At 57.9% G+C, this 14,546-nt stretch carries 10 protein-coding genes and 1 pseudogene; 1 reads left to right on the top strand and 10 read right to left on the bottom strand.

Annotation, left to right across the window (positions count from 1 at the left end):
- Positions 1-17: 17 nt before the first annotated feature.
- From EDC31_RS15980 to EDC31_RS15940, 10 genes are all read right to left on the bottom strand, one after another.
- Complete coding sequence (locus EDC31_RS15980) at positions 18-2,543, bottom strand: glycosyltransferase family 2 protein (RefSeq protein ID WP_132127159.1); 2,526 nt, start codon at positions 2,541-2,543, stop codon at positions 18-20.
- 15 nt (positions 2,544-2,558) lie between these two features.
- Positions 2,559-3,341 (bottom strand): glycosyltransferase family 2 protein, encoded by a 783-nt coding sequence (locus tag EDC31_RS15975; protein WP_042058755.1) that lies wholly within the window; start codon positions 3,339-3,341, stop codon positions 2,559-2,561.
- 233 nt (positions 3,342-3,574) lie between these two features.
- Entirely contained in the window at positions 3,575-4,243 is a 669-nt protein-coding gene (locus EDC31_RS18250; RefSeq protein ID WP_239641660.1) for a transposase, read from the bottom strand.
- 216 nt (positions 4,244-4,459) lie between these two features.
- Positions 4,460-7,414, bottom strand: a complete 2,955-nt coding sequence (locus EDC31_RS15970; protein ID WP_052511903.1) for a glycosyltransferase — start codon at positions 7,412-7,414, stop codon at positions 4,460-4,462.
- Between the two features lie 9 nt (positions 7,415-7,423).
- Complete coding sequence (locus tag EDC31_RS15965; protein WP_042058748.1) at positions 7,424-8,218, bottom strand: glycosyltransferase family 2 protein; 795 nt, start codon at positions 8,216-8,218, stop codon at positions 7,424-7,426.
- Positions 8,211-10,067, bottom strand: coding sequence for a CgeB family protein (locus EDC31_RS15960; RefSeq protein WP_239641659.1), 1,857 nt, complete (start codon positions 10,065-10,067; stop codon positions 8,211-8,213). The genes EDC31_RS15965 and EDC31_RS15960 overlap by 8 nt, the downstream gene beginning before the upstream one ends.
- Positions 10,068-10,083: 16 nt before the next feature.
- Positions 10,084-10,368: a hypothetical protein gene (locus tag EDC31_RS15955; RefSeq protein WP_042058746.1), complete on the bottom strand. Its 285-nt coding sequence runs from the start codon at positions 10,366-10,368 to the stop codon at positions 10,084-10,086.
- Positions 10,365-10,688: a hypothetical protein gene (locus tag EDC31_RS15950; RefSeq protein WP_132127158.1), complete on the bottom strand. Its 324-nt coding sequence runs from the start codon at positions 10,686-10,688 to the stop codon at positions 10,365-10,367. Before EDC31_RS15950 ends, EDC31_RS15955 begins: the two co-directional genes overlap by 4 nt.
- Before the next feature lie 5 nt (positions 10,689-10,693).
- The gene (locus EDC31_RS15945; protein ID WP_042058742.1) at positions 10,694-12,517 is read right to left on the bottom strand and encodes a Hint domain-containing protein; all 1,824 of its coding nucleotides are present in this window, start codon (positions 12,515-12,517) and stop codon (positions 10,694-10,696) included.
- 545 nt (positions 12,518-13,062) lie between these two features.
- A complete protein-coding gene (locus tag EDC31_RS15940; RefSeq protein WP_042058741.1) occupies positions 13,063-13,986 on the bottom strand; it encodes a glycosyltransferase family 9 protein in 924 nt (307 codons plus the stop codon).
- Between the two features lie 387 nt (positions 13,987-14,373).
- Between EDC31_RS15940 and EDC31_RS15935 the strand changes: the two are divergent.
- A pseudogene (locus EDC31_RS15935) lies at positions 14,374-14,546 on the top strand (helix-turn-helix domain-containing protein); the annotation flags it as partial.

The raw sequence follows: 14,546 nt of genomic DNA, 5'->3' as shown, positions 1-14,546 counted from the left end.
ATCGGCATCCTGATCGATCAGGTCTCGCCAGCAGAGTGCGTGAATTTCTTCACCGCAGCAGGGTATGAGCCAGATTGAAAGGAAAATGCTCTAGCCGAGGCCTGCCCTTGAATGGTCCCCACGAAGAGAAAACCGGAACGCTCCGACCATGATTTAGGCGTTGGGCGCGGCGCAAGCGCCTGCCCTAATACGGAAACATTGGTGAAGCCCTGCCCGGTCAGAAGCCGCACATCACGAGCGCTGGCCGCGACGATCTTCGTGGCAATCATCAGCCCCTGGAACTCGGCGCGCAGGCGATCGGCGAGCGTCGACTGTTCGGTCTCTGGAAGACCGAGAAGCCGGTCGCGCTGTTCCTCACCCACCGCGCGCACTGCCTCTATATCGGCAACGATCATAGCCTGAGGCATCAAATGCGCGGATCTTTCGATCGTCGGGACAAGCCTGCTCATGTTCTGAGAGCGGCAAATCCAAATGGCATCGTAAAGCCCCGCCCTCTGGTGCAGGAACTCCTCCAGATCGTGCATCTCGCGATCCCAAATCACTTCGACATTCTCTGGAAACGCCGCATAAAGCTGCCTTGGGGAGACATCGGATTTGAAAATCGGGAAAACCGTGACCTCATGGCCCATTTCGGCGAACGTAACAACGATGTCGTGCGCGCGCGAGAGGCCAGATCCCTTTTGCTTCAGCGGAATTCGATCTTCAATGAACAGAATGCGCCGCGCACCAGACCGAACTGGAGAGCGCGCAGCGTTAATCCCACGCCTGGATTTGGCAAGCTTGCGAACCAGAAAATCAGCATGGCGCAGATTGAAGATAGCGTGGTTGCGATTAGTGGAAACCAACCTGCTTTCCGAACTGAACAGACCATATTCGTAGCGAATTGCCGTCACAGACGGATCATATATAACCTCCTGACCCAATTTCCAGACCCGAACGCAATAATCCGCATCCTCGTATGAAGGACTAACAAAGGCTTCATAGAACCCCCCGACCTGACGAAACAATTCCGTTCGCGTGAACAGGCAAGCACCCGAGCAGAAATCTGTACAGCGCACGAAATTCGCTTCCGGCACGTCAGGACTCCGGTCACGCATATAGGCTTCGGCGCTCCCGTCTCGATAGATTATCGAACCTGCGTCCTGTAGCAACCCATTGATCCCGAGCAGTTTCCCACCGATGACGCCGACTTTCTGATCACGACGTAGACGCTTCATTGCAACTGCGATGCTGCCAGATAGAATCTCGGCACCACTATCAAGAAACAGGAGATAGGGCGCCATAGCGTGTCGCGCCGCCTCATTACAAGCACGAGCGAATGTAACATTTCCTCCGAAACGCAGCAATGTGGCGCCGTCTACATAACGTTCGATATGGCGCGTCTCATCCGATGAGCCATTATCGACGAGAATCAGATGGATTCCGCCAGCATGAGACATACGAAGTGCCGTCAGCGTGTTCATGGTCATGTCGAAATTATTATGCAGCAGCAGAATGACGCTGGCATCCGGCAGTTCAAATGAAAAATCGAGCTTCCTGCGCGACGCGTTGATGGCCAGAGCAGCACTCTTTTTCTCGAACGCGAATCTGGAAATTTTTTCAGCGTCTTCCAGAACCGCTTCCACATCGGGCACCACACCGTCAAAAATGCACCACGCCACGAACACGTCTGGCACCCGACCGTTCAGAAGCAGCCTTTGGACATATGGCTGGTGATAAAAGCGTTCCAGATCCACATCGGACCGCGGAGCGCGCCGGTCCCGGATGCCGTAGAGAAGAAAATGCTCGTACCCGCTGAGAAAGCGCCCCGTTTCTATCGCGCCCAGCAGATCGGGATTGGCAGCGACATAGAACTCCTCGGAGAAAAAACGAGACGGATCGCAGCGTCCGTCATGCCGCTTGCCAAGATAGTGATGCAGGACGGAGATCCATTCACCACGCCGCACTGCCTGTGGCGCGTCCGTATAAGCCGTAGCATACCACTCCCCGTTGAAATATGCGCTACTGGAATAACCGGACCCCGGGCTAAGACGCCGGCCAAGACAGTGCTGGAACGGCGCGGTGGCAGCTTCGCATCCCGTCAAGGAGACATACGGCAAGGGCTCAAAAAACCACGAGCCGCTCCGAAACTCCCCATCGCCAACCCGGATATAATGATCGTAGCCGTTACGGAAATCCGCGCCATTCATCAACAACAACGCCACATCGTCGTTCCGCGCGAGATAATACTCCTCGCTGAACAGCCAGTGCGGATTACGATATTGCTCCCGATACCCCACCGAGCGGTAATGATCAAAGCCGGAAACATAGACCCCCTCGTTGATCGCACGCCAGACGTCGGGATAGCGGGAAACATAATAGGCTTCGTCAAAAAATGGATTGGGCGAATAGCCAAACCTTCCCGCGAGCACAAGAGCTTCGGCAAAGGTGACGGCCTCGGCCCGTACCAGAATGTCGCGCATCTCGGGATAAGTCTTCATCATCCAGCCGAGATCAATTCGGTCCCATGCACAAGCCGCCGTCATACTGTCTCGCAAGTTCATGATTATCGGCCCGGATCAGAGATTTTCCGACGCGGCGGGACGTTCCGAATGGCGGCATCTCATGATCCCCCTAAGATCGCAATGCGGGTTGTAGTCCTTGGTCGCGGTTCTGGAGACGTCATGCACGCGATAATGGCAAGGAATTTCAGGCGGCAAACCGCCATCAATCCCTTTGTCTATGAACTTAAGCCAGAAATCGTGATCCTCTTGTCCCTCTTCGATGTAAGACAATCCGGCAATAGCGACCCAAGGGGGCTCTGTTATCATCGTCATGATGTCAACGCAATTATTCTTGCACACGCGCTTGACGTCCCACAAATCGGCGACGCCGACCCGAACGCGGTGCCCGATTTCGCCGAACTGTGAATAAACGCTTTCAGTTCCTGAACGCTGCGAACATGCACAAAGCATGGCGATCGCAGTCAGCATGACCTTATTATCGGCGTCCATGATAAAAACGGTTTTGGAAGGACAGTGCTGAATCGCCGCCTTGCGGGATGCCGACGAACCTTGACTAATCACGTTACGCAAGTATAGCACGGGGACGAATCGCTCCTTGTTCTCCGCCATCCATTCCATGATCTTCTCGACCGAATCATCCTTGCGCGAGTTGTCGTCTATCACGATCAGACTGAGCGAATCACGAGTCTGGGCCACAATCAAATTCAGACAGTCCGTCACGTATTTTTCATAGTTATAATTGATCACGATCACCGAAACATGACCATTGTCACAATTACGCTTCGTCCTGCGGCTGAGCTGCGTCTCCGGCGCCGGCTTCCAGGGTTTTTCAAGCATCTCTAAAGGCCTTCTGCCTAATGGACCCAATGAAATGGGCGACATCATTAAATTTCGACTTCCGGACCTCCAGTTGCGGAAAAGATCCAAACTGGCATCCTGCATGTCTTGTCCCCGCTTCCCTCCATCATCGGCATCAGGCGGCCAGGAGAGGAGATGGGCCATGTGACGCTGCGCTTCGGTCAGAAAATGAACGCCTTCCTGACAAAGCGGCGTCGGGAAACAGTCTTCCATCATGACGACAGAACCCTGCGCAACACCCTGTTTGATGCTGCGGTGCCATTCGAAATACGGATCGTCGTTTCGGTGAATATTGAGGCAGATCGTGCTGTTCTCGGCGATATAGAGCGGCGTACGTGCGAGGATTTCCGCCGCTCCTTCCTCCATGAGAATCGATCCGTGAGAACTGCGCAATAAAGAAAGCCGTTCAGCTGCGCCAGGAAATCGGCATTGCGCGTCAGGAACTTTTTCCGATTGATCAAAGCGTAGCCGAAAAAGCTGATATCAATGGATCGCTCGACAATCGGCCGCAATGGTGGGAGGGTGATCTTCGCGTCGTCGTGCAGTAGACGGAAAAATCCACGACCACGATCCCGCTCCGGAATGGGGGCGGAGAGAGCAAGCCTCTGGAATTGCATCAACGACAGACGGTCCTTGATCAGGAGTTCCACCCGTTCGTCCGACAGCGAGTCGCTCCTCTGAGCGATCGGCACCTTGCGCATGAAAACCCGATCATAGCAAGGGCGACTGCCTTTCCTTCCGTTCGAGCGCGGAATCACCTGCATCAGGATGAGCCGGAACCGTTCACAATCAACAATGGTGTTCAGCCGTTTCCGCGCGTCGGCCTTTGTCGACGGCGCCTTCAGACGATCGTCAATGTCAAAAAGTCCGGGCTGCTCCACCGTCGCTTACTCCCACCGTCTTCACATCAAGTCACCATAGCTAACGCCAAGCCGCGAGGCTTTTAGAAGCATTCACCTTGTATAATCCAGAATGATCCAGAAATGAATTTTTTGAAAATATTTCCCCACCCACTTCGGCGAAAATAAGTTTCTCATTCTCCAATTCTACTGGCTGGAGGGATCTTATAAACTTTATGTTTGTCATTTTCTTCACCCTTATAGATAGGATTTTTCGTCTTCGTGATTTAAGATTTTATTGATTTTTACCACGTAACTTTTTTGATCGTCCTCATTCATGATCTTGACCAGAGCCTTATCTCTCAACGCATTCCAAAGCACTTGGTTATCATAAGAATCAACGACGACACGCCCAAAATCCTCAGCGTCTCCTGCTCGGGCCTCAAGGATCTCGTCGCCAACCTTCCATCCGGTCTGCCGGCAGAGAATGTCCGACGCGACGATGGGTAAACCGTAAGCGGCAGCTTCGTAGAGCTTGTACGGGATGCTTGCGGCGTAGCGCGTCGGCGCGATGAAGAAGCGGGCGCTGTCATAAAGCGGTGTGAGATCTTCGACTTCTCCAATGTAGGATACTCTCGGCGACCGGGGAAGCGCGGAGAACGACACGCCCGGCCCGAGATAGCCCGCTATGGTCAGCGTGGCGTCTCCCGGCAGCATGTTTTCCAGCATCGGCCAGAGCGTGGTGACGAGCCAGGCGACGCTGTCATAATTAGGCGAGTTGTAATCGTGCATCGCGCCCACGAAGAGCAAGCCGGAGCGTTCCGCCCAAGGCCTCGACGTCCGCCGAGGTGTTTGGACATGTCCCAGCACCGAGACGCCGGCAAATCCATGCTCCGTCAGCACTGTGGCGTCATGAGGGCTGACGGCCACGATTTTCGTGGCGATGAGCAGGCACTCGAACTCAGCGCGCAGGCGCTCGGCCAGCGTCGGAAACTGATCTTCCGGCAGACCGAGAAGCCGATCATGCTGTTCCTCGCGGATGGCGCTCACGGCCTCCGTATCTGCAATGAGCATGGCATGGGGCATGAAATGAGCGGTACGCTCGATCACGGGAACCAGCCGACGGACGTTCTGGGTTCGGCAAATCCAGATCACATCGTAAAGCCCCGCCCGCTGGTGGAGAAACGACTCGAGCTCCCCCAATTCGCGGTCCCAGATGATTTCGACGTTTTCCGGAAATGCCGCGTAAAGCTGGTTGATGGACACGTCGGGCTTGAAGATCGGAAAGACCGTGACATCATGCCCCATGCTCGCCAGGGTTTCGACGATGTCATGCGAACGCGAAAAGCCGGAGCCGTAGCATTTCAGCGGAATCCTGTCCTCGATGAACAGAATGCGGCGCGCACCGGATCTTGCGGGGGAACGGGCACCATTGAGGCCGAGCTTCGATTTGACGAGCTTGTAAGTCAGAAAATCCCTATGCCGGCTATTGAAGATCAGGCGGTTTCGGTTGATGTATCCCGCACCGCTGGCGAGGTCGGACGTGCCGTATTCGTAGTGAATCGCCGTGACGGCCGGATCGTAAATGACCTCCTGGCCCGATTTCCAGACTCGGACGCAATAATCCGTCTCTTCGTAATAGGCGGGGATATAAGCCTCGTCGAAGCCGCCGAGTTGGCGAAACAATTCCGTTCGGGTGAACAGGCACGCGCCGGAGCAGAAATCGACACGACGTACGAAGTTCGCCTCCGGCACATCCGGACTTCGGCCGCGCATGTAGCCGTCGACACTGCCGTCACGATAGATGATCGAGCCGGCCTCCTGCAGCAAGCCGTTGGTGCGGATCAACTTCCCGCCGACGACGCCGACCTTCGGATCACGGCGGAGACGCTCGATCGCAGCGGCGATGCTGCCCGGCTGCACCTCGGCGTCATTGTTGAGGAACAGGAGAAAGGGAGCCTTCGCATGACCGGCGGCGACGTTGCAGGCACGAACGAAACCGACATTGCCGTCGAAACGCTGGATATTGGCGCCGTCAATATAATGCCCGATCCGGCGGGTTTCATCGTGCGAACCACTATCGGCGAGGATGAGATCAATGCCGCCCGCATGGGACGCCCGAAGCGCCGTGAGCGCGTTCATGGTCATGTCGAAATTGTTGTGCAGGACCAGAATGACGCTGATATCCGGCAAAGCTGACGAAAAATCGAGCTTGCGGCGCGCCACGGTGATGGCCAGCGCGGCGCTCTTCTTCTCGAACGCGAGTTTGGTCATCTTCTCCTTGTCTTCCAGAGCCGCCTCGACGTCGGGGATTTCCCCCTCCGAACGACACCAGGCCACGAAGACGTCCGGCACGCGCCCGTTGAGAAGCAGCTTCTGAACGTAAGGATGGTGATAGAACCGTTCGAGATCGATGTCCGGACTCGGGCGGCGGCGTTCATGAATGCCATAGAGCAGGAAATGCTCATATCCGCTGATGAAACGCCCCGACGCTATGGCGTCGGACAGGTCGGGATTCGACTCGACATAAAAGCGTTCGGAGAAAAAACGCGAGGGATCGTAGCGTCCCTCGTTCCGGGTGCCGAGATATTGATGGAGGATCGACTTCCAATCTCCGTGCCGCACCTCCTCCAGAACGTCCGGATAGGCCCTGATAAACCAGTCCGTGTCGAAATACGGGCTGTTGGAATAGCCTGACGGATGTGTGAGGTAATGGCTGAACGGTGCCCGGGCCGCTTCGCCGGTCGTGGACTTGATATATTCCAGCGGGTCGAAAAACCACGAGCCGCTCCGGAATTCGCCGTCGCCGCACCGGAGATAATGGTCGTAGCCGTTGCGGAAAACGCCGTCATTCGCCAGGGATTTGCCGACATCCGGATTCCCGGCAAGGTAGTATTCTTCACTGAACAGCCAATGCGGGTTGCGGTCCCTGTATCCCGCCGAGCGGTAGTGATCGAAGCCGGAGACATATGTGCCGTCCGCGATCGCCTGCCGCACGTCGGGATAACGGCGGACGTAGTAGATTTCATCGAAATACGGGTTGGGCGAATAGCCGCACCGCCCCGCGAGCAGCAGCAGGTCTGCAAAGGCGATGGTGTCGCCCTGGACGAAGAACTCCCGCGTCTCGGGATAGCTCTGCATCACCCAGGCAAGATCGATGTGATCCCAGCGACTCCCGGACTCCGTCGCACCGTCCGACAAGATCATGTTCATCAACGTGGATCAGACAGCCTTCAGCGATTGCGGAGCGGCGGGAAGGTCCGGATGACGGTAGCGCATGATGATCTCCAGATCATAATGGGATTTGTAGGCTTCGGTCGCGGTCCTGGAGACTCCATGAACGCGATACCTGCACAGGATTTCCGGCAGGAACACGATATCGATCCCCTTGTCGATGAATTTAAGCCAGAAATCGTAGTCTTCCCAGCCCTCCTCGATATGAGAGAAACCGCCGACCTCGGCCCAGGCGGACTTTCTCATCAGCGCCATGATGTCCACGTAATTGTTCTTGTACATCCGCTCGACATCCCACAGATCGGCGGCGCCGACCTGATTGCGGTCCTCGAACTCGATGAGCTGGGAATAGGCGGCCTGCGCGCCGGAGCGCTCGAGACACGCATTCAGCTTGGCGATCGCCGTCGGCAGGATCTCGTTGTCGGCGTCCATGATGAAGATCGTTTGTGACGGACAATGCTCGATCGCGGTGTTGCGCGATGCGGACGGGCCCTGGTTGATGACGTTGCGCAGCAGCAGGGTCGAGACGAAACGCTCCTTGTTTCCCTCCATCCATTCGGCGATTCTGGCGGTCGAGTCGTCTTTCCGCGAATTATCGTCGATCACGACGAGACTGAGCGCCTCGTGCGTCTGCGCCGCGATCGACGACAGGCAGTCGGTCACGTATTTCTCGTAATTGTAATTGGTGACGATCACCGACACATGATCGTTGTTGTCACAGCGACGCTTCGTCTCGTGGCTGAAAAGCGTCTCGGGCAGGGGTCTCCAGGGTTTTTCAAGCATTGACGGCGACCTTCTGCCAAACGGACCCGATGAATCCGGCGATATCGTTGAACTTGGATTTTTGCAGCTTGCGATTCCGGAAGAGATCGAGACAGGCGTTCTGAATCTCCTGGGCGCGCGCCTGCCCGTCCGGTGAATCGAGCAGCCAGGCCACGAGATGGGGCATGTGCCTCGGCGTTTCGGTCAGAAAATGCACGCCTTCGCGATAAAGCGGAGTCGGCAGACATTCCTCGGTCACAACGACGGCGCCGCGCGCCGCACCTTGCTTGATGATGCGATGCCACTCGAAATAGGGATCGTCGTTACGGTGGATGTTCAGGCAGATCTTGCTGTTTTCGGCGACATAGAACGGCATGCGCGCGAGGATCTCGTACACGCCTTCCGTACGGATCGGGCCCTGCGTCTTGCGATAGTAGATGAAGCATTCCCGGCGGGCGAGAAAATCCGCATTGCGCGTGAAGAATTTCTCGCGCTTGGCCGACACATTGCCGAAGAAGCTGATGTCGATGTCGCGTTCGGCGATCGGCCGCAACGCGGAACCGGACAGATCCTTTTTGGCGCTGTCAGGGAGCACGCGGAAGAAGGCGTGAGCTCGATCCTCGTCCAGTATCTTCGTCGGCGCGCTGCTGGGGATCGGGTCGAAATGAAAGAACGGAATCCCCACCGCCTCGAACAGCCCGGTATTCTGGTAGAGGAAATCTATGATCCCGGCCGACATCAGCAGATAGACCAGACCGCGGCTGAACCAGGGCGTCTGCGCCTGCTCGGTGTTGAGCATGATCGAAGATTCCAGAATCTTCTCGTCTTCCCACTGCTTGCCGCCGTCGAGGAAGAAAAACTCGTGCGGCGCACAGAAAATACACAGATCGGGCTTCGCGCTGAGGGGCGTCTTCTCGGTTTCCAGAGAGACGTTCAGCCCGGCGCCACTCAGGCAGGCCGCAAGATCCTCGGCGATCTCCCTGATGAAACAATTGCCGTCCGAATGATAGAAGACGCCGATCGTTTCCGGCAGCGGCAGTGATTTGTCGATACGGGTCGCAAGCTGATAATCGGGCGCCGGCCCCGTCTTCCTGCCAAGGACTTCCGCGATCCTCAACTTGGAGAGGATCGTCCTCCCCTCGGGAATACCATAAAGAATGGCGTGCTGATTGGGAAGCAGATCGGAATTATTGACGTCTTCATTGACCGAAAGATAATACGCGTCCGAATAGAATGGAAATTCCGCCAGTCTCCGCGCCACCCGGGACAGGGAGGCGTAGCTGAACTTTTCGAGCATTCCCTTATCGAAGAAATCGAGATCGAGATTGTTGCGTATATAATGCAGGAAAGGCGGTTCGTCTTTCGGAATCTCGCGCCCGAAGAGGCGCATATAGATGACGTTGTTATATTTTCGATTGGGACTTCGCGCAGGCTCGTGAACGCCATATTTCACATAATGGATGAGCGGCGGAATCTCGATATCCTTCAGGTCAGGATTGTTCCTGACATAGTATTTCTCGTCGAACAGGTCGAGATGAAGGATGAGGTTGTAGAGATAGATCTCCTGCGGTGTGAGAGCCGTTTCCGGCGTCGCATGGCTGTAACGGTTCCGCACGACGAGATCGAAAAACGGATTTCCCTCGACCGTCCCGAGGCGGAAGTCGGAGATGTAGCGCTGAGGATCGAAGCCGGGATACGGCCTGCGCTGCGATTCATACTGGCCATAACGAATGTAATGGAGCAGAGGATCTATCTTGCTCCTGGCAACGTCAGAATTAGCCGCGAGATAGGCGTTGGCGTCGAACAGACCCGATTCCTTGACTGCGGCATAGAGTTGATCCTGGTCCGCGATCGCAGCAGCATCCAGCATTGAGCGTCGCACTCCTTCAAAGGATTGTTGTTGCAAGGGGACCGCAATGAACCTCGATGGCGAAGCGTTCCTCCTCGCACAGTTCACGCAGGGCGGCCTGATGATATTCGGACCCGCGCGCCGCCTCCCTGGCGACATGCCACCAGGCTTCCAGATCGCTGTAGAAGACGCCGCGCAGACGAACGCGCGAATCCCGGTCGAACTCGATCATCCACCCTTCGTTCAAGGCTCGGGCGGCATTGAAGATTTCGCCACCGAAGAACGCGTCGCCAGAGAACGGCAGGTCGGCAATGTGGTTCATATGATGACCTGATTGCCGTAAAACGCGGTGACACGCTCTTTTATCCAGGCCGGCGCCGCGGCGTACAGGGCGCCCGTCCGCGCATTCACCCAGTTCGTGTCGATGGCGCGCGAGGATTTCACCCAGGAACGGAAATTGAGGGTTCCGCTGGCGTTGGGCGGGCTCCCCGGCCGGTCGCGCTCCCGGATATAGGTGATTTCTCCGTCCTCCACGGACAGGATGAACCGTCTTTCTATCCTGGATGATTGTGCAACCCATTCCTGCCCGGCCACGAAGAACGAGGAATGGCTCCGCTCCCTTTCGAGAGCGGAGTACGACATGGCGATCATGCGCGACGGCTCGACGCTTCGCCCACCTCGTCGGATGCAAGGATATACGGACCCGCGGCCTTGACCTGCATCGACAGGAGTCCGATCCCGCCCGGCAGGCGACCGCCCAGCGGAAGCAGGGCATTGCCGGACGTCCAGCGCGTGTCGTCCCACTCCATCGCGTTCCAGCCGTCCAGTTCCTTCTCGGTGAGATGGATTTTGACGGTGTGGGTGCGATTGCTTTCGAACATCATGATCTCGCCGATCGCGACACCGAAAGAACGGCGATCGTCCACGAACGGACCGATGACGTCGCAGGGGCGGCTGGCGTTGGAGACGATGCGCACGGAGTTCACGCCCGACGGGATCATGAACATGACGCGTCCGTCGTGCTCGCGCGCCTGACGGATGATGGCGCCCGTATCGGCGACGAGATGCAGGTTCGCCTTGTCCGTCAGCGTCGGCGCCGTCGCGCGGCTTTCGAGACCCGCCTGCGCCGCCCGTGCCTCGATCCGGCGGAACAGCGGCTCGACGAAGTCCCGCGACACGTCGAGCGGCGCGCCGGCGTCGTCCCAGGTCAGGTCGCGCGACGGCGTGAAGGCCACGACCTTGCCGCTCTGCTGGAAGACGCGACGGTTGCCGGTGTCGAGATAGCTCTCGGTGAGCACGCCATCGGCCGTGATGATGGAATGCTCCTGGGTCTCGATATGATAGTAGTCGTAGGACGTGATGGACTTGTCATAGAAAATGGACGAGCCGTTCACCAGCATCCGCGCCGGAACGAACTTCCCGTCGAAGAACAGGCAGTGCTCGGCCGTGATCAGCATGTCCTTGTACGGCACGCCGTCCGCGATCGCGTCCTTGAGAAGACGCACCGGATAACCCGATTCGTCATCCGGAAGGTCCGGCCGCACCGCGACACTCTTCTGGCCGACCCAGATCACCTCGCGGCTGATCGCGACATCGGATTGCTGCGCGTCACAGACCAGAACCACGTCCCCAACCCGCATTTCCTCGATCGGCCGGTCGCCGTCCGGCGTGCGGATCAGAGTGCCGGGGAGGAAGCACGCACCGATATAGGTGTTGCCGTTGGCATAGGTGACCTTGAGCGGATTGGTGGCGGTGCTGCTGCCTTGGGTGAGGTAATTGCCGTTCTCCAGAGTGACGCCGCTGGCCAGGGAAACGGTGTATGTCGCCACCTCCTGGCCGTTCGACCCCATTAGCGTGATCGTCTTGGAGGTCGAGGAACCGGAGATGTTATAAATGCTGATCGGCACGATCGTATTCTGGAGTTCGATCGTGTCCTTGGACGGGTCATAGCCGGTAATCGTGGACCCGCTCAGGTCGATCAGCGTTCCACCTGCGTTGAGAACCAGCGTCCCGCCGCCCGTCGTGAAATTGATCGTCGAGCCAGACAGAATACTTAAGAGATTGGCGCCCGAGGCATAGCTGCCGCCGTACCCGATATTGATCGTGCTGCCAGACAAGGCGCTCGCGATCAGACCGCCCGAAAACGTCAAGTCTCCGCCATAGACATTGAATGTCTGGGAAGCAATGGCGCTCGCGGCGAATGAGACGGTCGTATCCCCGCCGATATAAAATGTATTCGCAGAAAGAGCGTTAACAACAATACTGATATCGCCCGTCGATCCCGGCACGCTCACGAAAGTCATACCAACAACATCAAGCAGAACAACATCGGGGTTTGAACCCGTGACGACATTATTACTTGTCGTGTTCACGATCGTCTTGCCGGTCTTATTATCTACAATCTGCACATTATTAGTTAAAAATCCTGGTGTGACGTTATAAGTTACCGTCGAATTACTGTAGCTCGTCATGATGCATCCCCCGCTGGCCGCGCAAATTTCGTGATTTGCGCAAACACTTCGAGCGGAGCCTCACGCCGTTTTTCACGGCAGCGTGATCCATGTCTCCTTTGCATTTGGATCAATAAACAGAACGCGAATATCATGTTGACAAATTAAAAACTTCATTATTATAAGGTTTGCGCAAATCACGGATTACGCAGGCCCGGAGCCGGATATCCTGAAGGAGAATCAGGCAGGCGCAGTGGTGGCCGATCTGCGCCGCAAGCGCGGAATCAGCGATGCGACGATCTACTCGTGACGATCGAAATGCGGCGGAGCGCCTACAAATGGACGATGGGCACGCGTTCGCCGATGAGTCTGTCCGGCGGGCCAAACCGGCGCTGGCGTCAGGATTTCATCTCGGAGAATTTCGCCCCGTCGCCCGGCGCTGTCCGGGTGAGCGCGTCCACGCAAGCGCCTGCGCGACGCGAACCGGGCAGCTACCCAGCCAAGTCGAAGACGTTTTTTGGTTCTTTTTTCCAAAAAAGAACAACGACGCCACTTACGGTCGGCGCTCAGTTCTTCCGGCTCAGCATCTCGCGCGCCAGCGCCTCGACGCGGGTGGTGTCCAACGTGGCGAGATCGGGGACACGGAGAATGCGGACCTGTCCCGGCCGATGCCCGAAGGGCGCGGTCAGGCGAGGATCGCTTTCCCCGGAGAACAGGGTGAGAGAGGGCGCCCCCATCATCGCCGCGAGGTGCATCGGGCCGGTGTCGTTGCCGATGGCGAGACTGGCCCGCGCCATGAGTCCGGCGAGAGCGGGAAGATCGGTTCGGCCCGTGAGGTCGAGGGCGGCGGGGACCGCCGCACGGATCGTGGCGGCGCTGGCCATGTCGGCGGCGCTACCCACGACGACGGAATGAAGTCCCATGGCGTCGAGCCGCGCGGCGAGCGCGGCGAACCGTTCGACGGGCCAGCGCTTGGCCGGACGATGAGGGGCCGCACCGGGAACGAGCACGGCGTAGGGATGGTCGAGGCGTGGGCCCTCTTCCGCCAGCCAGGTGAGATCGGGACGGTCGACGGGCGCGATTCCGGCACGGAGAAGTTGATCGCGCTGACGGGCGATCGTGTGCATGGCGTCGCGTTGAGGGTTGTCGTGCGGCCGCGTGCAGCCCCGTGCGATGCCGGACCAGTCCGGCCGTCCCGCCAGCAGGTGATAGCGCGACGAGCGGCTGGAGGTTTGCAAATCGACGACGAAATCGTAGCCGCGCAGGCGGCGGCGCAGAGCGGTCAGGGCGGGAAGGTCGTGCCAGGCGGGGCGCTCGTCGATCAGCACGCGGTCGAACCATGGGCTGCGCGTAGCGAGATCGCGAAAGGGCGCAGTGGTCAGCAGGGTGAGGCGCGCATGGGGAAAGGCTGCACGCAGGGCGGCGAACGGGGCGAAGGCGAGCACGAAATCGCCGAGCGCGCCAAGTTTGATGACCAGAATCTCCCGCATCGTCCCCCTGCATTAATGGCTGGAGGGCACGCCGGGAAGGGGCAAAGACGGTCTCCGCCTTTCAGGCAGATGCTTCATGCCCATTCTGTTGTGTGGAAACCCATGAGCCCGGTCGCGCAGGGGGCTCGACGAACCGGTTCTTTATTGACTGTCGGGCCGGGAGTGCTCCATTCGCTGAAGCTCCTGCAGGGGTGGAATGGTCGCCAGCATGTGCGGATCGAGAAGATCCCACAGGATGCCGCAGGTCGGCTTGTGCCGTCCGTCGTCGACAGATTTGGGACTCTGGGCGGCGTAATACCAACTCCTGTCCGGCCTGACTCATATGTGATTGCCTGACGGTATTGTTCTGGAGCGACCTGTGGTTCACAGGATGCCGAGCCGGGCGGGAGGCATGCGGGCCAGGCGTGTCGGCTTCTGGCGCTGGCGGCGATCTACGATGGTGCGTCGCGCGGGGACGTGGCCCGGCTGGCCGGGACGGATCGTCAGATCGTGCGGGACTGGGTGATACGGTTCAATACCGAGGGCCCGGATGGCGTGCGGGATCATCATGGCGGCGGTGT

The organism is Acidomonas methanolica, assembly GCF_004346035.1.
GTDB classification, from domain to species: domain Bacteria; phylum Pseudomonadota; class Alphaproteobacteria; order Acetobacterales; family Acetobacteraceae; genus Acidomonas; species Acidomonas methanolica.
Note: the sequence above shows the minus strand (reverse complement) of the source record. Positions and strands in the feature narration are given on the sequence as shown.